Here is a 22,260-nt window from a genome sequence, read left to right on the forward strand (position 1 = left end):
TGTGCTAAAATGATTAACAAGTGATAAACGCAAGATTAAGAAAGCTTGAACATTTCAAAGAAATTTTTAGCAGTTGATGATATATAACTATTTTTAGGCCATATAGCTGCGAGTTTAGTTGATAGCGAAGCATCATTTATTTCTTTACATATTAAATTAGAGCTGCCTATAAGCCCAACGGATGATTTTGGAACAATGGCTATTCCAAGTCCTGCATTGGCCCATAACAGTGTAGTTCTTGCATCATCATTTTTACAGAAAACCTTTGGATGAAAGCCAGAGTTTTCACAAGCTTCATATATTAATTTTTCAAATCTTCGGTAAAATATTAGGGGCTTATTAGCTAAATCTTTTATATCTGTAGTATTACTATCGCTGTAATTAAGAGCTTCAGTCATTGCAGCCACCATAGGTTCATAAGGTAGGTAAATTGAGTTTAAACCGTATGTGTTAAATGGGGTCCTAACAATGGCAGCTTCTATTATTCCTCTATTAAGTATCTCTAACAATTCATAAGTGTTGCCCTCATGAATTTCAAAATTTACATAAGGATATTTGTTATGAAATTTTGTAAGTATATTGTTTACAAGGGATGCGCCTGAAGTGGATACAGTTCCTAGGGATAAAGTGCCATGTGTCCCTTCTTTAAAATCATTTATTTCATCTATGGTTGTTTGAGTTAAATTCAATATTTGTTTAGCTCTGTTATAAAGCATTAGACCTGCATCAGTTAACCTAATGCTGCGGCTGCCTCTATCTACCAGTTTAACGCCTAATTCGGTCTCTAAGTTTTTTAGCTGATAGCTTAGGGGGGGTTGTGCAATATGAAGTTTTTTTGCGGCAGTTGTTATTTTGCCTTCCTCAGCAATTGTGTAAAAATATCTTAATTGTTTAATATCCAAAATATTATAGCATCCCATATAAAAAATATATATAACTAATATGTATTATGTATTTTTAATATATATTTATGTTTGATATAATAATAAAGGAATTTTAAGAAATGTTCAAGATAAAGTTTATATTTAAGGAGGTTAGGAATTGTTTGAAATATTTAAATTTATAAAACCGTATAAAAAGCAAGTTATATTAGGCCCGATTTTTAAATTAATGGAAGCAATATTTGAGATATCTATACCGACAATAATGGTACTTATAACAGATAAGGGTATAAGTATAAGGAATACACATTATATAATTGAGATAGGGTTAATAATGCTTTTAATGGCTACTTTAGGAGTTGTAGCATCTTTTACCTGTCAGTATTTTGCATCAATTGCTTCTCAAGGATTTGGTACAATTTTAAGAAATGAGTTGTTTAAGAAAATAGGAACTTTTTCATATAATGAAATTGATGATTTTGGTACTCCATCGCTTATAAATCGTGTAACCAATGATGTAAATCAACTTCAACTTGCGCTTGCAATGTTCATAAGACTTGCTATAAGGGTTCCTTTTTTATGTGTAGGTGGAATTGTAATGGCTATGTTTTTAGATTTAAAACTTTCGTCTATAATGTATTTATCTATTCCAGTATTTGCTTTTGTTATATATCTTATAATGAGTAAGTCTTTGCCAATGTACAAATTGGTTCAGAAGAAACTTGATAATTTAGCACTTATTTTAAGAGAAAATTTATCTGGTATAAGAGTAATAAGGGCTTTTTCCATGATGGAAAATGAAAAGACAAGATTTAAAAATGCCAATGATGATCTTGCAAATACTGCAATTAGAGTTGGAAAAATTTCAGCACTTATGAATCCACTTACAAGTGTAATAATGAATTTTGCTATTTTAGCACTTTTATGGTTTGGAGCAATTAGAGTAAATGGGGGAGCCATCACAAGAGGAAAAATAATAGCATATATAAATTATATCAATCTTGTTTTATCAGCACTTATCATTGTTGCTAATCTTATAGTAATATTTACAAAGGCTGCAGCCAGTGCATCACGTGTGCAGGAAGTATTTGATACTGAGCCAAGCATTAAATATGTAGATGAAAAAGATTTTGAAGATAAAAAGGATTCAGATTCACTTATTAAATTTGATAATGTATCATTTGCGTATAAAGATTCTAAAGAATATGCTATAGAAGATATTTCCTTTGAAATAAAAAGGGGACAAACAGTTGGTATAATTGGTGGAACAGGAGCTGGAAAAACTACTCTTATTAATTTAATTCCAAGATTATATGATGTAACTAAAGGAAAAATTCTTATAAGTGGATTAGACGTAGAAAAATATCCCAAGAATATTCTTGATGAGAAAATTGGAGTTGTACCTCAAAAGGCAGTTTTATTTTCAGGGAGCATACGTGAAAATATAAGCTGGGGACGAGAAAATGCTTCAGCTGAAGAGATTAAGAGGGCGGCTGAAATTGGTATGGCAGCGGAGTTCATAGAAAAGCTTCCTAAAAAATATGATACTAATATCTCTCAAGGAGGAGCAAACTTTTCAGGTGGACAAAAGCAAAGACTTACTATAGCAAGGGCAGTAGTAAAGAAACCGGAAATACTCATAATGGATGACAGCTTAAGTGCACTAGATTATGCCACAGATGCTGCGTTAAGACAGAAATTAAAAGAGAACTCAAGTAATACCACGGTTATTATGGTGACTCAAAGAATAAGTACAATAAAAGATGCTGATTTAATAATTGTCATGGATGATGGAAAAATAGCTGGCACAGGAACCCACGAAAAATTGCTTCAGGAATCCAGCGTTTATAGAGAAATTTGCAAATCACAACTTTCAAAGGAGGCTGAGTAGATGAAAAAGAGTACGTTATCAAGGCTCGCAGGATATGTAGGTAAGTACAAAGTATATATGTTTTTATCACTTCTATTTGCTCTAGTAAGTAATGTGCTTATCGCATTTATGCCTCTTATAGTTGGAAAGGGAATTAATAATATAGTGTCTAAAGGCAAAGTGGATTTCAATAATCTGCTAAAGATAATTTTAATATTAGCTGTGATTTACTTAATAAGTTCATTTTTTACATGGTTATTTACTGTTGTTGCAAATATTTTGGCATATAATACGGTAAGGGATCTTAGAAATGAGGCTTTAAGTAAAATTAGTACATTGCCTTTAAAATATTTTGATAGGAATCCACATGGTGATATTATGAGCAGACTTACAAATGATATGGATGCTATTTCTGATGGATTATTTCAGGGAATAACTCAATTTTATCCAGCAGTTGTAACTATAATAAGTTCTATTGTGTTGATGTTATGTTTGAGCATAAAGTTAACAATCGTAATATTACTAATGACACCATTTTGCTTTTTTATAGCATCTTTTATTACAACACATTCCAATAAGATGTTTAAAGAACAGCAGAATACAGTTGGAGAATTAAATGGATATATAGAAGAAATCATAGGTAGTGAAAAAGTAGTTAAATTGTTTGGATATGAAAAAAGGTCAGAAAATAAATTTTCAGAAATAAACTCAAGACTTTATAAATGTGGACAACTTGCACAGTTATATTCTTCACTTACTAACCCTTCAACTAGATATGTAAATAATGTTACGTTTATATTAGTAGGTGTCGTAGGTGGATTACTTTCGGTTATGAGTGGTTTAAGTATTGGAACAATTTCGAGCTTTTTGACTTATTCAACTCAGTTTTCTCAGCCAATAAACAATGTAACAGGCGTAGCTACGCAGCTTCAAGCTGCATTCGCATCAGCTAGAAGAGTATTTCAAATTTTAGATGAAGTACCAGAAAAAGCAGATGATGAAAATGCTGAAACTATTGAAAATTGTCATGGAGACGTTGAATTCAAAAATGTATCTTTTTCTTACGATAAAAAGCATCCACTTGTTGAAGACTTCAGTGTTGATATTAAAAGAGGAAGCACTATAGCAATAGTAGGACCAACGGGTGCAGGCAAAACTACCATGGTTAATCTTTTAATGAGGTTCTATGACTTAGATGGAGGAAAGATAACTATAGATGGTAAAGATACAAATCATATGACTAGAAATAATGTTAGAAGTTTATTTGGAATGGTACTTCAGGATACATGGCTTTTTGAGGGAACTATAAGGGAAAACATAGCTTATGGAAAACCAGATGCATCACTCACTGAGATTGAAGATGCAGCAAAGAAAGCTTATCTTCACAGTTTTATAAAAAGGCTTTCAGATGGTTATGATACAAAGATAACAGAATCAGGAGGAAATCTTTCAGAAGGTCAAAAACAGCTTTTAACTATAGCTAGAGTAATGCTTATAAACCCACCAATGCTTATACTAGATGAAGCAACCAGCAGTGTTGATACAAGAACGGAAATAAAAATACAAAGCGCATTCCTTAAAATGATGGAAGGTCGCACAAGTTTTGTCATTGCCCACAGACTTTCAACTGTACGTGATGCTGATTTAATTTTGGTTATGCAGAATGGTCACATAGTTGAAAGAGGAAATCATGATGAGCTTCTGCAAGATAATGGCTTGTACAGAGAAATTTATGAGAGCCAATTCAAGAATGCTGCGAATTAATAATATTTTGAAACATTAAATAAAACCCATAAGTCTAAGTTTCAAATTATAAAAATACTAAGAAATCTTAATAACTCGCTGAAAAGAAGCTCAAACAAATTAAAATTTCTAAGTCTTTTTATAATTTCAAACAAGACTTATTGAATTTTATTTAAACTGTTCTCAAAATATTATTAATTTGCTTAGGATAAAAGCAAGGTAAATTTTTCTCCGATTCTCTACGAAAAATAACAGTAATGCATTTAAAAATCAAATAATATAGATATCAAAGTAAATTAGCTAATTATATTCAAAATTCCGTAGGTACGGAGGAATTTTTTCCTTGTTTTACTCCAAAAGTGAATTAACATTGATGAAGTAACGATTTAAAAAAACTCTAATAAATCTTGGTAAAAAAATCATAAAATCCTTAGAGTTTTAATTTGTTTGAGCTTTGCGAGTTATTAAAACTCTTAGGATTTTATGATTTTTTTTCCTTAGATTTATAGAGCTTTTTTAATGTTACAAATCAATATTAATTCACTTTCACACTTATGATCTGTAGCTGCCGTTAATTTTTACATAATCGTAGGTTAAATCACAGCCCCAGGCGGTGGCACTAAAATCACCATCATTTAAATTTACTTCTATATTGACTTTTTCACCATCTAAAATTTCTTTCGCAGTGTTTTCATCAAAAGCCAAGGATACTCCCTTTGAGCAGGTTTGAATTTTTTTATCTGCATTAGAAAAGTAAATATCTATTTTGTAGGGATCTAAGTCTGCACCGCTGTAACCAAGTGCACATATTATTCTGCCCCAGTTTGCATCGCTGCCAAATATAGCTGCTTTTACTAAGCTTGAAGTTATAATTGATTTTGCTGCTATCCTTGCATTTTTTAAAGAGCATGCTCCAAATACTTTGGATTCAATTAATTTTGTGGCGCCCTCACCATCTTTTGCAATCATTTTTGATATTTCAACATTTACATAGTGAAGTGCTTTTTTGAATGTCTCATAGTCAGAGCATTCGGTGTCTATAAGCTTATTATTTGCAGTCCCATTTGCAAGAACTAAAACCATGTCATTAGTGCTGGTATCTCTGTCAACAGAAATCATATTGTAGGAATCCTTAACGCTTTCCTTTAGTGCTTTATTCAGCATTTCTTTTGATATGTTTGCATCAGTACCTACAAAGCTCAACATTGTTGCCATATTAGGATGAATCATTCCAGAACCTTTTGCAATAGCTCCAATTGTAACTTTTTTATCATCAAGAGTGAATTCAATGCATATCTTTTTTTGTATAGTATCTGTCGTCATTATTCCTTTTATAGCTTCTTCTCCGCTGCTATTTGGAAATAATGAAAATACTTTTTTTATTCCTGAAACTACATTATCAATTGGAAGAGGAACACCTATAACACCTGTTGAAGCAACTAATACTTCTTCTGGATTTATGTTAAGGTATTTTGCTGCTACTTCTGCCATCATGTATGCTTTTTTGTATCCGTCATCACCTGTACATGCATTTGCATTTCCGCTGTTTGCTGTTATTGCATATACATTTTCTGATTTTATATGCTCCATATTTAAAAGTACGGGAGCTGCTTTTACTTTGTTTGTTGTAAATGTTCCGGCTGCTATACATGGCTTTTCGCTGTAAACTACACATAAATCATTTTTATCTCCGCCTTTTAAACCACAGGAAGCACCCATTGCTTTAAAATAAGGTACATCAGCAATACTTTTATTTTCTAATACTTTTATAGAGTTCATAAATAAACCTTCTTTCACATTAATATTAAGGAAACATAGGAGTTAAATCTATTCCTGTTTTTTCATCTAAGTTATACATTATATTCATATTTTGAACTGCCTGGCTAGCAGCACCTTTCATTAAATTATCAATGGCAGATAGAACTATTATTCTATTTGTTCTTTTATCTATTCTTATAGCAATATCACAATAATTTGATCCTTTAACCCATCTTGTTTCAGGCAAATCATCAATTATTCTAATAAAATGATTATTAGTGTAAAATTCTTTGTATATATCATATACTTTATTGAGAGCTAAAGTTTCTTTTAAGTTGCTGTAACATACAGATAATATTCCTCTACTCATTGGTATAAGGTGAGGTGTGAATGTAAGGGTTATATTTTCTTTTGCTACACTACTTAAAGTTTGTTCTATTTCAGGAGTGTGCCTGTGACCTGCAACGCCGTATGCTTTTACACTATCATTGCACTCAATGAATAAATTATTTGTTGAGGCTTTTCTCCCTGCACCAGATACACCTGATTTTGCATCTATTATTATAGAGTTTGGCTCAATGAGCTTATGATGAAGAAGGGGAATAAGTGCAAGTGAAGATGCAGTTGGGTAGCACCCTGGATTTGCAACTAAATTTGCAGTTTTTATTTTGTCTTTGCAAATTTCGGGAAGCCCATATACTGAGTTTTTTAGAAGCTCTTTACATTCATGCTTAATATGATACCATGTTTCATAGGTTTCAGCAGATTTTAATCTGTAATCAGCTCCAAGATCTATAACTTTAACTCCAGCCTTTACTGCTTTTTGTACAATAGAAAAAGTTTTACCTGAAGGCAGAGCTGTAAAAAGTATATCAATTTTATTTAAATTATTTTCTACTTCGCTGTCATCTATGCATAAATTTTCAATTATATTTTTAAAATTGCAATAGGTAGAACTAAATGCTGTATTACCGTAGCTGTGAGAAGCTAAAAAAACTAAATTTACATTTGGGTGATTATTTAGTAACCATGTTAAAACCTCTCCTGCGTAGCCTGTAGCACCTACTATGCCAACATTTATCATTGTGAATCACTCCAATTTTATTTTTTTAATATTAATTATACATAAAAAAGCATAAATATTCAATAAGATTTATTAAAAAACTTCTTAACATTATAATATGTAAATAATATGAATTAATTAAATAGAATCATAACTTACTTAACAATATTTTAAAGTATAAATTAAACAAAAAACTTGAATAATAATAAAAATGTGTGTATAATTATACATGTCAATAAAATTAAGGTTGGTGTTCGGAATGAAAAAAACTCAAAGTACATTTAAAGATGCTTTGTCAATGTTTAGCAAATATAAAGGAAAAACATTTGTTATAAAATATGGTGGAAGCATTATGAAAAATAAAAAAGCTGAAGAGGCATTTATAAAAGATGTTAAAGGTCTTAGACAACTTGGAATTAATATAGTTATAGTTCATGGTGGTGGACCTGAGATTTCAAGATGGCTTGAACTTTCCGGAATAGAAAGCAAATTTGTTGATGGACTTAGAGTTACAGATGAAAGAGTGATAGAAATAGTTCAAATGGTTCTTTCAGGGAAAGTAAATAAAAGATTATCCCTTGAATTAAATTTAGATGGAGTTAAGGCCGTTGGTTTAAGCGGTGTTGATAATAAATTAATTGAAGCATGTAAGAAATATGTATATAAAAATAATGAAAAAATAGATATAGGATATGTAGGAAAAGTAACAGGTATAAATTCTGAATTTATAAAAAAACTTTTATCAAATGGACAGGTTCCTATTATATCGCCTATAGGTTGTGATGAAGAGGGAAAGATTTATAATATAAATGCTGATTATGCTGCTGCATTTATAAGTTCTGCTCTTGATGCTGAAAAACTTATAATACTTACAGATGTAGAGGGTGTATATAAGGATATAGATAATCCAGGCAGTATAATTCATGAAATGGATGTTAAGGATGTTAATTATTATATAAAGGAAGAAATCATAAAAGGTGGAATGATACCTAAAATGCAGTGCTGTGCTAGTGCTATAGAAAATGGTACTAAAAAGGTTCATCTTATAGATGGAAGAAACAATCATTGCCTTTTAAATGATATTTTAAATTATAACGGTACAATAATTTCTTATGGGAGTGATACAAAATGTCAAAAAGCTATTTAATGAATACTTATGGAAGATTCGATGTTACATTTGTAAAGGGTAAGGGAACTAAGTTATATGATGATAAGGGAAATGAATATACAGACTTTGTATCTGGAGTTGCTGTAAACTGCTTAGGACATTGCCACCCATCAATAGTCAATGCAATTAAGGAACAGAGCAGTAAACTTATGCATGTATCTAATTATTACTGGAATGAAAGTGCTATGGAATTAACGGAAGTTTTATGTACTCACAGTGATTTTGATAAAGTTTTTATGTGCAATAGTGGTACAGAGGCAATTGAAGCAGGACTTAAACTTGCAAGAAAATATGGTAGTATTCACGGTGGGCAGGATAAAAAAGAAATTATATATATGAATAATTCTTTTCACGGCAGAACTATGGGTTCACTTTCAGTTACAGGTCAGCCTAAATATCAGGAGAGTTTTAGGCCTTTAATTGGAGGCGTTAAATCTGTCAATTTTAATGATGAAAATGATATAAAAGAGAAAATAAGTAGCAAAACTTGTGCGGTTATAATAGAACCAATTCAAGGTGAAGGCGGAATAGTCCCAGCAAATAAGGAATATTTACAGCTTCTTAGAAAATTATGTAATGAGAATGGTGCACTTTTAATTTTTGATGAAGTACAGTGTGGAATGGGAAGAACGGGAAGTCTTTTTGCATATCAAAAATTCGGCGTGGTTCCTGATATAGTATGTATAGCTAAGGCACTTGGTGGTGGATTCCCAATAGGAGCTATGCTTGCAAAAGAAAATGTTGCATCTGCATTTGTGCCAGGAGATCATGGAAATACATACGGAGGAAATCCCTTGGCATGTTCAGTTGCGCTTGCAGTATTAAATGAATTAATAAATAATAAAGTTGTTGAAGTAAATGTAAATGAGAAGAGTAAATATTTATTTGATAAACTAAATGATTTGAAGAAAAAATATAAAGTTATAGACGATGTTAGGGGAATGGGACTTTTAATTGGTGTAAGTGTAAACTGTAATGTAAAAGATGTAATAAATAAATGTTTTGAAAATAAACTTCTTTTAATTACAGCAGGAAAAGATGTTATTAGATTTTTACCACCTCTTAATGTAAGCTTTGAGGAGATAGATAAGGCAGTTAGCATATTCGAGAAAAGTTTATCATAATAGAACATTGAGTGTATATGTGTGGTTTCATTTAAGTGAAGCCACACATTTTTTAATTATTTAATTTCTTCAAGAGCCTTTGAAAGTTGATCTGGACAGGAAGTTCCTTTTCCGTTACAGTTTATACCGCGAAGGCGTTTAATAACATCGTCAACAGGCATTCCCTCTACTAGTTTTCCTATTCCTTGACCATTGCCATTACATCCTCCTACAAAGGATACGTTAATTACTTTATTATCTTTAATATCAAAGTGAATTTCTCTAGAACAAACTCCTTTTGTTTTATAAATGTGCATTAGTTAATCATCCTTTCCATAAGTATAAATTTTTTAGCTATAAAAACTAAAGTTAATAACTTTATGTATATTTGAAATAAGAGATCTTAGATCTTTATAAAAAATATACATTAAAAACTATGTTTATGTCAAGATTGTTATAGCAATACTTAAGTCAAGTTCATATTATAATTATTGTGGAAGGAAGTGGCAAAATTGTGAGCTCTATTTGTGTGTGTAATTCTGGTTCAGATGATGTATCTGTTATAGATTTGAATAGCTTAAGTGAGTGCTCAAGAATTAACTTAAGGATTCAAATGGACAGAATTGGACCTCATGGTATTTGCAGATATAAGGATAACATAATAACTGCTAATATGTTTAGTAATACCATTTCAATTATAAATTTTGAGAGGAGAGAGATCTATAAAAGCCTTTTTATAGGTATGCACTGCAATGACCTTAAAGTTTTCAATGAAAGAGCATATGTTGTATGTGGTGATTCAAATAGTATTGTAAAGTATAATATTAAAAATGAGAGTGTAGAGGAAATAATTCCTTGTGGGTGCATGCCGCATAGCATAGATTTTAATGTGAAAAATAATACGTTTGTAACAGCAGATATGGAGGACTCTACAATTACAATTTTTAAAGATGATGATTATGGTTATGTAAAAAGAGTAAAAGTTGGAGAGTATCCTACAAAGGCATTGTTTACAGAAGATGGTAAGAAAATAATAGTTTGTGAAAGTAATATGGGCACTGATTCAAATGGAACTTTAAGTATAATACCTTTAAATAATACAGAAAAAAGGCTTAGTATTAAAGTTGGTAAGTGGCCTGTAGATGTTTTTTATGAAAATGGAGTATGCTTTGTTTCGAATCTTGGTGAAGGAAGTATAAGTATAGTGCGACTAGATAGAATAAAAGAATCAAAAAAAATATATATAGGTGGTATGCCAAGGGGGATATTAAAGAGAAATGAAATATTATATGTAGATGACAGCTATAATAACAGTCTTATATGTATTGACATGAAACTAGATAAAACAAAAATAATACCAATAGGAAATGAGCCTACAGGTATTATTTTTATCTAATCCTTAGTGAGAAGATTAATTATTTTATTATATAATTCAGAAGATGATGATTTCCATTTACTGCACAACTCTCTAGCCTGTTTGTTTGAAACTACATTCAACTTTATATCTATTAGAGTTATTTCGTTTTCCATGGCTTTTAAGTCAACAATAAAGCTGTTTTTATCTGCGATAGTATAATCGGCCGTAACACTTATTGCATTTTTTATATTATGTAGATTTGATTCTATATATTTATCAATTAAATCTTTTTTATCTGCGCCAAGTCTATTTATAAATAAGGTTAAAACTTTTGAACCTTTATTTGTAATTGAAAGTCTATGCTTATCTTCTTTTTTGGTTATTTTAACAAAATCACAAGATATAAGTTCAGTTATATATTGTTGAAGTATAAAATAATTCATAAAATTATTTTCAAGAATTATTTCGGTAAATTGATTTCTGGAAATAGGAAATTTTAATTTATGTAATATATAAAGCAAAAGAAGTTTGTTTTCAGCTAATTCTAAAGTGTCTTCAAACATCTTTTTTCCTCCTTGAGCATATTATGAAAAATGATAATTAGTTGAAATAACTATCATTAATAATATTATATCATAAAAGCACCTTTTAATAGGTGCTTTTTTAAAATAAATAGTTATTATATGTTTTAAGTTAAGACTATGTTTTAATATGATGTTGAAATACAGCCTAAAAAAACTATAGGTGGATTGTCCAACTATAATACTAAATATATTAATACTATGTACTATTTTCTATCCAAATCAAACTATTGTTTGAGATGAATTTTCTTCTCAAATAATACTACCTTAATATTACCTACCGTTTTATTATCACAGATTATTTTATACGATATATTGTTTGAAATTTTTTTTTTATCATAGTTTCTTTTGATATATTATATCCTGGACATTCACCATATTTAATATAATCTGAGTAGAAACATTGATTTCTTATACTAATTAATTCTTCAACATCATCCAATGTCGCTCTTTCAAACCGAACTGTCATAGTACAACTTCCTTTCATATTAATCTACTATTGTTCATTAGATTATAGTTTTGTGTGATGCTTATTATAACATAATTTAAAAAATATAACATATGTTATACATACATTGGCTCTCTATTTTTTAAATCTTTTACTTCGATATATGAGTGTGTTACATTGCTTTGAACCATAAAGAGGGCATACTTTTCCCTTAGAAAATCTAAATTCTTTAACTTTTTGCTCTACTTTGCTTACTTGTGAACTGACTTTAGAAAAAATTAAGAAAGAAGAATTAAGAAGGATGGTAACTTTTTCTCCATTCCACTACTATAAAATGTGGATTTTTCAAAGCAAAGGGGCGGAAAATCCTCCTTAATTCTTAATTTTTTAGTGCAACAGCCTTAAGTTAATTTATGTTTTATAGGAATTTTTACGTCTTTTTTTTCTCCAACAACATTATCTTTTTTGTACTCTTTTAGTTTAGACTTTTGTAAATCAACTTCTCTAGCTAAGTACTTGTTTTGTATATTTAGATCTCTTGAAGAAAATTCTTCCTTATGGCCTCGTACATTAGTAAATGTCGTTTTTCTGTTTGGCATTATAAACCCTCCTTATATGGTTTATATATAGTTTTTGTGTTTTTCTAATATTCATTCATATATTTTTTTAAAGGGAATAAATTGTATAGATGAAGTAAAATTAGCTGGGCTGAAATCTATACATTACCATATATTTTAAGATTATGATTTGGTATTAGTTTAGATTAAAGTTTTGCAATTATTTTGTTGAACATAAATTTTATGGGAAAGGAGGGGAAGACTTGCATGTAATATTTGCAAAAAAAGTAAACACAAAAAAAATATTTTTCTCCATATTTTTACTGATTTCTTGTTTTGCAATTTTTATATATATGCACGAAAAAAGTTTTGGAGTTTTTGTCGAAAAAAATAAAAAGCTTCCAATATATTCGGTAGATACTAACGACAAAAAAATTGCAATTACATTTGATACTAGTTGGGGAAATGATAATACTAATAAAATACTTGATATATTAGATAAAAATAATGCTAAGGCTACTTTTTTTGTAATAGGTAGATGGGCAGAAGATTATCCGGATGAAACACGTGAAATATGCAAGAGAGGAAATGAAATAGGAAATCATTCTTATAAGCATTTAGATATGACTAACATGTCAAAAGAACAAATAAAGAATGATATTAAGAATGCTGAAGATAAAATTTATTCTATTACAGGAGTTAGGACAAAAGTTTTTAGATGTCCTTCTGGCTCATATAGCAATTCTGTAGTTGATGTAGTTAATAGCATGGGATATAGGTGTATTCAGTGGAATGTTGACAGCATAGACTGGAGAGAACAGGGGCAGAAGGTTGAATATGATAGGGTCATGAGTAAAGTAAAGCCAGGTTCTATAATACTTTTTCATAATAATTCAAAGTATACACCATACAATTTGAATAAGATATTAAATAACTTAAAAGATGATGGGTACAAATTTGTAAGAATATCAGACTTAATTTATGATAATAACTCCTATATTGATTATATGGGTAGACAAATAAAAAAATAGACTATTGAAATTAGGTGCAAAATTGTATTATAATGGAAATATAGTAAATCAAAAAGTTAAATGTTTTATATTTGAAGCAATAAATAACGAAGGGAAAGAAGGGCTATAATGGATAACTTAATGTTAAATAATAAACTTTGTCTTGAAGGAGTAATTTCATCAAAACTTGAATTTAGTCATGAAATGTATGGAGAAGGTTTTTATAATTTTTATCTAGATGTTCAGAGACTAAGTGATGCCAAGGATAGATTGTTTGTAACTGTTTCAGAGAGATTAATTACAGGAATGAATTTGGATGTAGGTAAAGAGGTAATTGTAGAGGGGCAGCTTAGATCTTATAATAAATTTGTTGATGGTTCCAATAGACTTATACTTACTGTATTTACAAGAAATATCCAATATTGTAGTGAAAAAAGTAAAAATCCTAATCAAATATTTTTAGATGGCTTTATATGCAAGAAGCCGGTATACAGAACAACTCCTTTTGGAAGGGAGATATCTGATATGCTTTTAGCTGTAAATAGATCATATAATAAATCGGATTACATACCCACAATAGCATGGGGTAGGAATTCTAGATTTTGTGAAACTTTAAAAGTAGGAGATAATATAAGAATATGGGGAAGACTTCAGAGCAGAGAATATCAAAAGAAAATATCAGAGAAAGATGTAATTAAAAAGACAGCATACGAAGTTTCTATATCAAAAATGGAAAAGGTTCAGGAAGAAGAGAATGGCGAAGAATCAAATGTAGTTGATATTGATGTGCATGAAGATCAGCATAAGAAGGTAATTTAAATTTAATAAGTGTAAAGGTGAGTATTTATTAAATGTAGCCTAAAATAAGGATTCACTCTTTTTATCGTAAAGAGACAAAAAGAGTGAATCTTTTTTACTTTCTTAAATCAGCCATTATTTTAGTTTTATCTTTGGTTTTATCATCTACTTTTTTTACTATCTTTGCTGGTGTGCCAGCTGCAACAACGCCTGAAGGAATATCTTCTACTACAACAGATCCTGCTGCTATAACGGAATTAGAACCTATTTTAACGCCTTCTAATATAACAGAATTTGCTCCAATTAGAACATCATCTCCTATTTCGCATGGTGATTTACTAGGTGGTTCTAAAACTCCGGCAATTACAGCACCTGCTCCAACATGAGTTCTTTTACCTATTTTACCTCTAGCGCCAACGACAGCATTCATATCTATCATAGCACCTTCACCTATTTCAGATCCAATGTTTATTACAGCACCCATCATTATAACGGCATTTTTGCCTATGGATACTTTATCACGTATAATAGCACCAGGTTCTATTCTTGCATCTATTTTTGTCATATCAATTAGTGGTATAGCTGAGTTTCTTCTGTCCTGTTCTATTCTAAAATTCTTAATTTTATCATGATTTGATTGTAGGAAGTCAGATACTTTATCACTTTCTCCAAATAAAACATAAAAATCATTTGTTCCAAAAAGATCAATACTATCTGAATGGCAGTCGTCTAAATTACCATTTACATAGACTTTAAGGGGTGTGGTTTTCTTTGCTTCTTTTATGTATTTTGCAATTTCGTATGGGTTAGTTAAATCATAATTCATTTTAATAGCCTCCTAAAAAATATTAATTATGGAACTTACTGTATTGATATTTCTATTTGGTACAACAGTTCCGAATTTGCAGCAATAATTTTATATAAACTATAAGTTTACAACAAATATGAGTTGTATTATTATTAAATAATAAGTTATATATAATGCATAAATTTAATACATTGTATTTTATAACTAATTTAATGCGTTATATATAGATGACATTTACATTAGAATTATACCATAATTGTACTTAAATATGTATATTTTTATAGGGGGCATGAAAAATGAAAAGCAATAAAATATCATCAGGTGCTAGTAGCATAGAGATATCTGGCATAAGAAAATTTTATAATAAAGTTGTAAAAATAGAGGGAGCTATATCACTTACACTTGGTCAACCTGATTTTCCTGTACCATCTAAAGTAAAAAAAGCAATGATAGAAGCTATAAATGAAAATAAGACAGCTTATACATCAAATGCTGGTATAGAAGAACTTAGAGCTGAAATAAGTAAGTATTTAAAAAATGATTTTAACATAAATTATGATAAAGATGAAATTTGCATTACGGCAGGAGGCACTGAAGGAATAATTGATATATTTGAGACCCTTGTAGATAAAGGAGATAAGGTTCTTATTCCAGAACCTGCATTCCCTGCATATGATAGCTGCACTAAACTTTTAGGTGGTAAGGTTATAAGTTATGGATTATACGGTAGTGATTTTTCTATAGATTTTAATGAGTTAGAAGAAAAAATAAAAGATGAAAAACCCAAATTTATGGTTGTATCATATCCTTCAAATCCTACTGGTGCGGTTTTAAGCAAAGAAGATAATGAAAAATTACATAATATAATAAAAAATAATGATATTGTAGTTGTATCCGATGAAATGTACAGTGCATTATGTTATGAAGATAACTACTATTCAATATCTCAATACGAAGATATAAGAGATAAAGTTATTGTAGTAAGCGGATTTTCTAAAACATTTTCAATGACAGGACTTAGAATAGGATACGTTTGTGCATGTGAAAATTATATGGACAGCATATTAAAGGCTCACCAATATACAACAACATGTGCACCATCAATATCTCAATACGGTGCTTTAGAAGGCTTAAGAAGCTGCAGCGAAGATGTTTTATATATGAAGAATGAATTCAAAAAAAGAAGAGATTACATATATAAGAGACTTAATGACATCGGAATTAAAGCAAGTATGCCTAAAGGAGCATTTTATATTTTCCCTGATATATCAAATTTCGGACTTACAAGCGAGGAATTTTGCGAAAAGCTCTTAAATGAAGCTAAAGTTGCTATAGTTCCTGGTTCTGCATTTGGTAAACTTGGTGAAGGTTTTGCAAGAATATCTTATGCCTACAGCATGGAAGAATTAAAAGAATGTTTAGATAGAATGGAAAAGTGGGTTGGCACTTTAAAATAGATAAAAATCTTACTTTAAAGAAGCATAAATGAAAGTATCTAAATAATATATTATAAAAGTTTATATCAAAAATTCCGTAGGTACGTAGGAATTTTTTCCTTGTACTACTGTATAAGTGAAGTAATAATGCTGAAAGAACGATTTAAATAAATTTTAATAAATCTTGGCGAAAAAATCCTAAAATACTTAGATATTTCAATTGTTTGACCGATAGGGAGTTATTGGAATATCTTAGTTTTTTAGGATTTTTTCGCCTTAGATTTATTAAATTTATTTAACGCGATGAAGTATTATTACTTCATACCAAGGACATCATTCATATCATAAAGACCAGATGGTTTTCCGCATATAAAGCTGCATGCTTTTAAAGCACCTACAGCAAATACATCTCTAGATTGGGCTGTATGCTTAATTTCAATAGTTTCTCCTTCGCCTGCAAACAATATATCATGTTCTCCAACGATGCTTCCACCCCTTACAGCATGTATCCCTATTTCATTGTGCTTTTTCTTACTAACGCCGCTTCTACCATAGATATAATTTATATTTTCGGCAATAGAATTTTTTATTGTATCTGCAAGCAAGAGAGCAGTTCCACTTGGGGCATCAACTTTTTGATTGTGATGTTTTTCTATTATTTCGATATCATAATTTTCGTATACGAGAGAACTTATACTCTTAAGAATATTATTTACTATATTTATACCAATAGACATATTAGCAGAACGAAAAACAGTGTGATTTTTACTAAATTCACTTATTGTATTAAGCTCATCATCAGTAAATCCAGTTGTGCAAAGTACTATAGGTAAATTATTCTTATCTGAATAATTTAGTAGTCCCTTTAATGAGTCAGGTCTAGAAAAATCTAATATTACATTACAAGGAATATTAACTTCATCTATAGATTTAAATACAGGGTAAGGTGAACCTGGTTTTGCAAATTTGTCAACTCCGGCAGCTATTTCGATATTGTCATAGCTACTTGTAAGATTCGATATGGCTGTCCCCATTTTACCGCCGCAGCCATTTAGTAAAATTTTAGTCATTTTTAGTTACCTCCATTATTTAATAAGACCATAATTTTTTAATTCATTTTTTAAAACAGATAAATTTTTGTCGTCCATAGAACAAAGTGGAAGTCTAAGAGGACCTACATTAAATTTAAGTAAATTCATAGCTGTTTTTATAGGTATAGGATTTGTTTCTATAAACAAGCTATTTGTAAGAGCTAAAGAATCTAATTGAAGTTTTAAAGCTTCGGTTAGATTCCCATCAAAGTAAAGAGAACACATTTCATGAACTGTTTTTGGAATTATATTTGAAAGTACAGATATAACACCTGCTCCGCCAAGCGAAAGTATAGGAATTATTTGATCATCATTTCCAGAATAAATATCAAACCTATCTCTGCACAATGCTTTCATTTTTGCAATTTGGCTTATATTGCCGCTTGCTTCTTTTATTGCATGTATATTTTCTAAATCCTTCATTGCATATAAAGTTTCAGGCTTTATATTTAATCCTGTTCTTCCTGGTACATTGTATAATATTATAGGGATATTAATACTGTCGTTTATAGCTTTAAAGTGTTCAACAATACCTTTTTGAGTCGTTTTATTATAATAAGGTGTTATAACTAGGACAGCATCAACACCTATGCTTTCGGCCCATTTACTCATATCTATGGCTGCCTGTGTATTGTTACTTCCAGTACCAGCAATTACGGGTATCCTTTTATTAATTATATCAACGGTATATTTTATTGTTGCCTTTTTCTCTTCAATTGTCATAGTTGTAGCTTCACCAGTTGTCCCACATATTACAATGGCATCAGTTCCATTTTTAATATGCCATTCTAGCAAATTTTTTAATTCATCAAAATTTACTCCGTTATTTGTAAATGGTGTAACAAGTGCGACAGCGGCTCCTTTAAAAATACTCAAACAAATCACTCTCCTTAAATTATATTGTTAATTTTAGTGGCAAATAAACTATAAAGAATTATATTATAAGGTATGATTGCGCCTATATATTATATCATTTTAGCACTGTAAATGATACAGATAAAATGCCTTACTTAGTGATTTCATAAAAAACAAATCTAAAATTTGAAAAAATTAGGTATGGGGCTGTAGCACTAAAAATTAATAATTCGCTTTTAGAGTAAAGCTTTGAGTAAAACAAGGAAAAAGTTTTTCCGTGCCTACGGAATTTTAGGCATAAATTACAGAGATTAAATTAGTAAGTTACTATTTAGACAAGTAAACTTTCAATAATTCTACGAAGCTTGCGAAATTTAAATAACTGATTTAGTTTGATGTCTGTATTATTTGATTTTTAAATAGGTTAATATATTATTTTTCGCAGAGAAGCGGAGAAAAATTTACTTTGCTTTTATTTTAAGCGAAGTAATAGTATTTTGGAAACGATTTAAATAAAATTCAATAAGACTTGCTTCAAATTATAAAAAGACTTAGAAATTTTAATTTGTTTGAGCTTTTTTTCAGCGAGTTATTAAAATTTCTTAGTATTTTTATAATTTGGAGTTTAGTCTTATGATTTTTATTTAATGTTTTAAAATACTATTGCGAAGCAATGTACAAAATAACATCTTTATTGAAGAATTAAGTTATAATAAGGCGCAATACTATGTAAATATAAGTTAGTAATATCTTTAAAAGTTTATAGTTAAGTTGCACCATATAATAAAAATATTATAATGAATTTATGTATGTTTGATAATTGACACTATATAAAAAAAGTGGTATTATGAAGCATAATAAAAAAAATATATATTTATTGCCACTTATTAGAAGGAAATGTTGTTTTATGGGACAATATTAAGGAGTACAATAAATATATGTAAAAAGTTACTTTAAAAGGTTATATTTAAAATGTTATGTATCAATAAAATTTTAAAATGACAAGGGGGGACAAAAATGAAAAAGTGGCATGTAATGTCATTAATTGCTTCGGTAAGTGCTATTATGGTTCTAACTGCATGTGGACAATCTAATGTAATTAAAGTTACAGATGCCCCATTAAAAAACACTACCGAGACAATAAAAGCGCCACAACCTTATAAAATTCCAGATGTGGCAAAAAGCAGAAAAGACACCTTAGTAATTGGAATTGCAAGACCAGAAGATTCTAAGATGATACCTTTAACATCAAATTCTATTTACAATCAGTATATATGTGAAATGATTTATGATTGCTTAGGTGATGTAGATGAAAAAGGTGAGCCTGTCCCGGGCATAGCAAAATGGGATATATCCAAAGATGGATTAACCTACACTTTTCACATAAAAGATAATATTAAATTTAGTAATGGAACATCATTGACAGCAGATGATGTTGCTTTTACGTTTACATATTTATGTGATAAATCATATAATGGTTCCTTTGATCCTTCCGCTATAAACATAAAAGGATGGAAAGCGTATCACGATGGAACTGCAAAAGACATAGAAGGAATAAAGGTTAAGGACAAACATACTGTAAGTTTTGAGCTTGAGAAGCAAAATACTTCAGCTATATACACTCTTGCAAGAACGTTAATTATGCCAAAAGATTATTATGGCAAAAATTACAAGCAGGGTGACACATCATCTTTAAACGCTTTACAAGATAAGCCTATTGGTTCAGGTCAATATGTTTTTAAGGACTGCAAACCTGGTGAGGAATATGATTTTGAAGCTAATAGTAATTATTGGCGTGGTAAATCTAAAATAAAGAAAGTAATACTAAAGGTTACTGATCAAAGTAATAAAATGCAGCTACTTAAAAACGGTGGAGTAGATATAGACATAGTTACTCCTAATGATGAAAGTGTAGATGCAATTAAAAACTTTAAGTTTGTTAATTTAAGAGTATTTCCATCAAACACGTATGGATATATTGATTTAAATTTAAAAAAGGATATTTTCAAGGACAAGAAAGTTCGTCAGGCGCTTACATATGGACTTGATAGGGAAGATTTGATAAAAACCACCTTTGGTAAATATGGACAAGTGTGCAATGAACCTCAATCTACTGCTTCATGGAATTATAATAGTGATGTTAATAAATATAAGTTTGACACAAAAAAAGCAAATGAATTGTTTGATGAGGCTGGGTGGAAAAAAGGTGCTGATGGCATTAGAAGTAAGGATGGAAAGAAGTTTGAATTCCACTATTTAGCTAGCACAGATAATCCGGTTAACGAAGTGCTTATTCCAATTATGAAGGAAAATTATAAAAAACTTGGTATTCAAGTTATAGTTGATTCTATGGAATTTGAAACTATTCAAAATAAAATTAAAAATGGAGATTATGATATGTCCTTTGTGTGTGGAAGCTTGGGTGCAAATCCAGATCAATCAACTGTATTTAAGACAAATGGAGCTCAAAATTATTCCGGATATTCAAACAAGAAACTTGATAAAGAAATGGATAATGCTTTGGAAGATGAGAAATTTGATTCAAGGAAAAAGGATTATCAGAATGTATGGAAAACTGTAAATGATGATTTGCCGCAAATATTTATTTATCAAAGAAATGATATGTGGGCAATAAGTTCTAGAGTTAGTGGTATTGATATTACACCTTACAAGGATTTTACCGCATCTTTATGGAAAGCAAAACTTAAATAATTTTTTATGTGTCTGGTGTTAAAATACCAGGCACAATTTTATATTGTGGGGGATTATTATGATTCGATATATATTTAAAAGATTAATAGCAATGATACCTATATTAATTGCTGTATCTTTCATAATTTATATGATATTTACTCTTGCACCAGGTGATGCAGTTACTTCTATGCATGTACATATGTCTAAGGCTAAAGTGGCTGAATTAAGGCATAATTATCATCTTGATGAATCAAGAATAGTTCAGTATTTGAGATGGTCTTATGGTGCTATTCATGGCGATTTCGGAATATCATATAAGCTTAACGAACCTGTAATACAAGTTATTAATAAGTATATATGGAATTCATTCTATTTACAGTTTGCGTCATTTATACTTTCAATAATAGTAGCTATTCCGGTTGGAGTAATGTCAGCAGTTCATAAAAATTCATTTTTTGACAGACTTTTTACAACGGTTTCTTTTATAGGTATTTCTATACCGACATTCTTTTTAGGACTCATACTTATTAAATGGTTTGCTGTTGATCTTAATATTTTACCAATTGAAGGTATGACTACTGTTGGTGAAAATTTAACAGGGATTAAAAAGGTTTTAGATATAGGGTATCATATGGTTCTTCCATGTGTGGTTTTAACTTTTGTTAATGCAGCTAGCCTCATTAGATATGTACGAAGCAGTATGCTGGAAGTAATAAATAAGGATTATATAGTGGTAGCACGTTCAAAAGGATTAAAAGAAAGAGTTGTTATATATAAGCATGCTCTTAAAAATGCTATGATACCAGTAGTAACTATACTTGGAATGTCAATTGCTAGTTTATTTACGGGAGCTGTAGTTACTGAACAAATATTTGGATGGCCTGGTATTGGTAAGTTGTCACTAGATGCTGTTTTTCAAAGAGATTATCCTTTACTTATGGGCATAAATATGATTACAATAGTTTTACTATTTGTAGGAAATTTAGTGGCAGATGTGATTTATGCTCTAATTGATCCTAGAATAAAGTACAAGTAGGTG

The 22,260-nt window shown here is 30.0% G+C and carries 20 protein-coding genes; 10 read left to right on the top strand and 10 right to left on the bottom strand.

Annotated features, from left to right (window positions below; genetic code table 11):
- Positions 1-35: 35 nt before the first annotated feature.
- Complete coding sequence (locus BEE63_RS16985; protein WP_066022512.1) at positions 36-902, bottom strand: LysR family transcriptional regulator; 867 nt, start codon at positions 900-902, stop codon at positions 36-38.
- Between the two features lie 139 nt (positions 903-1,041).
- On the opposite strand from BEE63_RS16985, the gene BEE63_RS16990 reads away from it, so the two are divergent.
- Together BEE63_RS16990 and BEE63_RS16995 are read left to right on the top strand one after the other, a co-directional pair.
- Complete coding sequence (locus tag BEE63_RS16990) at positions 1,042-2,772, top strand: ABC transporter ATP-binding protein (RefSeq protein WP_066022513.1); 1,731 nt, start codon at positions 1,042-1,044, stop codon at positions 2,770-2,772.
- Positions 2,773-4,515: an ABC transporter ATP-binding protein gene (locus BEE63_RS16995; protein WP_066022514.1), complete on the top strand. Its 1,743-nt coding sequence runs from the start codon at positions 2,773-2,775 to the stop codon at positions 4,513-4,515. It begins immediately after the preceding gene.
- Positions 4,516-5,046: 531 nt separating this feature from the next.
- Here the strand turns inward: BEE63_RS16995 and argJ are convergent.
- Together argJ and argC are read right to left on the bottom strand one after the other, a co-directional pair.
- The gene (argJ, locus tag BEE63_RS17000) at positions 5,047-6,273 is read right to left on the bottom strand and encodes a bifunctional glutamate N-acetyltransferase/amino-acid acetyltransferase ArgJ (protein ID WP_066022515.1); all 1,227 of its coding nucleotides are present in this window, start codon (positions 6,271-6,273) and stop codon (positions 5,047-5,049) included.
- A gap of 25 nt (positions 6,274-6,298) precedes the next feature.
- Complete coding sequence (gene argC / locus BEE63_RS17005) at positions 6,299-7,336, bottom strand: N-acetyl-gamma-glutamyl-phosphate reductase (RefSeq protein ID WP_066022516.1); 1,038 nt, start codon at positions 7,334-7,336, stop codon at positions 6,299-6,301.
- Positions 7,337-7,574: 238 nt separating this feature from the next.
- On the opposite strand from argC, the gene argB reads away from it, so the two are divergent.
- Entirely contained in the window at positions 7,575-8,462 is an 888-nt protein-coding gene (argB, locus tag BEE63_RS17010) for an acetylglutamate kinase (protein WP_066022517.1), read from the top strand.
- Positions 8,444-9,607 (top strand): aspartate aminotransferase family protein, encoded by a 1,164-nt coding sequence (locus BEE63_RS17015; protein ID WP_066022518.1) that lies wholly within the window; start codon positions 8,444-8,446, stop codon positions 9,605-9,607. Before argB ends, BEE63_RS17015 begins: the two co-directional genes overlap by 19 nt.
- 56 nt (positions 9,608-9,663) lie before the next feature.
- Here BEE63_RS17015 and BEE63_RS17020 read toward each other — a convergent pair whose 3' ends face one another.
- Positions 9,664-9,903 (bottom strand): TIGR03905 family TSCPD domain-containing protein, encoded by a 240-nt coding sequence (locus BEE63_RS17020; protein WP_066022519.1) that lies wholly within the window; start codon positions 9,901-9,903, stop codon positions 9,664-9,666.
- Between the two features lie 212 nt (positions 9,904-10,115).
- On the opposite strand from BEE63_RS17020, the gene BEE63_RS17025 reads away from it, so the two are divergent.
- The gene (locus BEE63_RS17025) at positions 10,116-10,982 is read left to right on the top strand and encodes a YncE family protein (RefSeq protein WP_242874830.1); all 867 of its coding nucleotides are present in this window, start codon (positions 10,116-10,118) and stop codon (positions 10,980-10,982) included.
- Here the strand turns inward: BEE63_RS17025 and BEE63_RS17030 are convergent.
- The 3 genes from BEE63_RS17030 to BEE63_RS17035 form a co-directional block, all read right to left on the bottom strand.
- Positions 10,979-11,506 (bottom strand): DUF4364 family protein, encoded by a 528-nt coding sequence (locus BEE63_RS17030; RefSeq protein WP_066022521.1) that lies wholly within the window; start codon positions 11,504-11,506, stop codon positions 10,979-10,981. The genes BEE63_RS17025 and BEE63_RS17030 overlap by 4 nt on opposite strands.
- 316 nt (positions 11,507-11,822) lie before the next feature.
- Positions 11,823-11,993 (bottom strand): hypothetical protein, encoded by a 171-nt coding sequence (locus tag BEE63_RS21775; protein WP_157797117.1) that lies wholly within the window; start codon positions 11,991-11,993, stop codon positions 11,823-11,825.
- A 380-nt stretch (positions 11,994-12,373) separates the two neighbouring features.
- The gene (locus BEE63_RS17035; RefSeq protein ID WP_066022522.1) at positions 12,374-12,571 is read right to left on the bottom strand and encodes a hypothetical protein; all 198 of its coding nucleotides are present in this window, start codon (positions 12,569-12,571) and stop codon (positions 12,374-12,376) included.
- Positions 12,572-12,792: 221 nt separating this feature from the next.
- Between BEE63_RS17035 and pdaB the strand changes: the two genes are divergently transcribed.
- Together pdaB and BEE63_RS17045 are read left to right on the top strand one after the other, a co-directional pair.
- On the top strand, positions 12,793-13,560 hold the full coding sequence (gene pdaB / locus BEE63_RS17040) for a polysaccharide deacetylase family sporulation protein PdaB (RefSeq protein ID WP_066022523.1): 768 nt from the start codon (positions 12,793-12,795) through the stop codon (positions 13,558-13,560).
- A 108-nt stretch (positions 13,561-13,668) separates the two neighbouring features.
- Entirely contained in the window at positions 13,669-14,358 is a 690-nt protein-coding gene (locus BEE63_RS17045; RefSeq protein WP_066022524.1) for a single-stranded DNA-binding protein, read from the top strand.
- A gap of 94 nt (positions 14,359-14,452) precedes the next feature.
- Here the strand turns inward: BEE63_RS17045 and dapD are convergent, their stop codons facing one another.
- On the bottom strand, positions 14,453-15,163 hold the full coding sequence (gene dapD, locus BEE63_RS17050) for a 2,3,4,5-tetrahydropyridine-2,6-dicarboxylate N-acetyltransferase (protein ID WP_066022525.1): 711 nt from the start codon (positions 15,161-15,163) through the stop codon (positions 14,453-14,455).
- 278 nt (positions 15,164-15,441) lie between these two features.
- Here dapD and BEE63_RS17055 point away from each other — a divergent pair, with 278 nt between their 5' ends.
- Positions 15,442-16,602, top strand: coding sequence for a pyridoxal phosphate-dependent aminotransferase (locus BEE63_RS17055; RefSeq protein WP_066022526.1), 1,161 nt, complete (start codon positions 15,442-15,444; stop codon positions 16,600-16,602).
- A 293-nt stretch (positions 16,603-16,895) separates the two neighbouring features.
- On the opposite strand, the gene dapB is transcribed toward BEE63_RS17055, so the two are convergent.
- Both dapB and dapA read right to left on the bottom strand, forming a co-directional pair.
- Positions 16,896-17,651, bottom strand: a complete 756-nt coding sequence (dapB, locus tag BEE63_RS17060; RefSeq protein WP_066022527.1) for a 4-hydroxy-tetrahydrodipicolinate reductase — start codon at positions 17,649-17,651, stop codon at positions 16,896-16,898.
- Between the two features lie 15 nt (positions 17,652-17,666).
- On the bottom strand, positions 17,667-18,548 hold the full coding sequence (gene dapA, locus BEE63_RS17065; protein WP_066022528.1) for a 4-hydroxy-tetrahydrodipicolinate synthase: 882 nt from the start codon (positions 18,546-18,548) through the stop codon (positions 17,667-17,669).
- Between the two features lie 996 nt (positions 18,549-19,544).
- Between dapA and BEE63_RS17070 the strand changes: the two genes are divergently transcribed.
- Both BEE63_RS17070 and BEE63_RS17075 read left to right on the top strand, forming a co-directional pair.
- A complete protein-coding gene (locus BEE63_RS17070) occupies positions 19,545-21,239 on the top strand; it encodes an ABC transporter substrate-binding protein (RefSeq protein ID WP_242874831.1) in 1,695 nt (564 codons plus the stop codon).
- Positions 21,240-21,297: 58 nt separating this feature from the next.
- Positions 21,298-22,257 carry an ABC transporter permease gene (locus tag BEE63_RS17075; RefSeq protein WP_066022529.1) on the top strand — a complete coding sequence of 320 codons (960 nt, stop codon included), beginning with the start codon at positions 21,298-21,300 and terminating at the stop codon, positions 22,255-22,257.
- Positions 22,258-22,260: the final 3 nt, after the last annotated feature.

Origin of the sequence: Clostridium pasteurianum, assembly GCF_001705235.1 — a bacterium.
In the GTDB taxonomy this organism is placed as follows: domain Bacteria; phylum Bacillota; class Clostridia; order Clostridiales; family Clostridiaceae; genus Clostridium_S; species Clostridium_S pasteurianum_A.

Bases quoted from the DNA above. Each gene is read 5' to 3' on its own strand.
- BEE63_RS16995 (WP_066022514.1), top strand. From the start codon at position 2,773: ATGAAAAAGAGTACGTTATCAAGGCTCGCAGGATATGTAGGTAAGTAC.
- argJ (WP_066022515.1), bottom strand. From the start codon at position 6,273: ATGAACTCTATAAAAGTATTAGAAAATAAAAGTATTGCTGATGTACCT.
- argC (WP_066022516.1), bottom strand. From the start codon at position 7,336: ATGATAAATGTTGGCATAGTAGGTGCTACAGGCTACGCAGGAGAGGTT.
- argB (WP_066022517.1), top strand. From the start codon at position 7,575: ATGAAAAAAACTCAAAGTACATTTAAAGATGCTTTGTCAATGTTTAGC.
- BEE63_RS17015 (WP_066022518.1), top strand. From the start codon at position 8,444: ATGTCAAAAAGCTATTTAATGAATACTTATGGAAGATTCGATGTTACA.
- BEE63_RS17020 (WP_066022519.1), bottom strand. From the start codon at position 9,903: ATGCACATTTATAAAACAAAAGGAGTTTGTTCTAGAGAAATTCACTTT.
- BEE63_RS17030 (WP_066022521.1), bottom strand. From the start codon at position 11,506: ATGTTTGAAGACACTTTAGAATTAGCTGAAAACAAACTTCTTTTGCTT.
- BEE63_RS21775 (WP_157797117.1), bottom strand. From the start codon at position 11,993: ATGACAGTTCGGTTTGAAAGAGCGACATTGGATGATGTTGAAGAATTA.
- BEE63_RS17035 (WP_066022522.1), bottom strand. From the start codon at position 12,571: ATGCCAAACAGAAAAACGACATTTACTAATGTACGAGGCCATAAGGAA.
- BEE63_RS17045 (WP_066022524.1), top strand. From the start codon at position 13,669: ATGGATAACTTAATGTTAAATAATAAACTTTGTCTTGAAGGAGTAATT.
- dapD (WP_066022525.1), bottom strand. From the start codon at position 15,163: ATGAATTATGATTTAACTAACCCATACGAAATTGCAAAATACATAAAA.
- BEE63_RS17055 (WP_066022526.1), top strand. From the start codon at position 15,442: ATGAAAAGCAATAAAATATCATCAGGTGCTAGTAGCATAGAGATATCT.
- dapB (WP_066022527.1), bottom strand. From the start codon at position 17,651: ATGACTAAAATTTTACTAAATGGCTGCGGCGGTAAAATGGGGACAGCC.
- BEE63_RS17070 (WP_242874831.1), top strand. From the start codon at position 19,545: ATGAAAAAGTGGCATGTAATGTCATTAATTGCTTCGGTAAGTGCTATT.
- BEE63_RS17075 (WP_066022529.1), top strand. From the start codon at position 21,298: ATGATTCGATATATATTTAAAAGATTAATAGCAATGATACCTATATTA.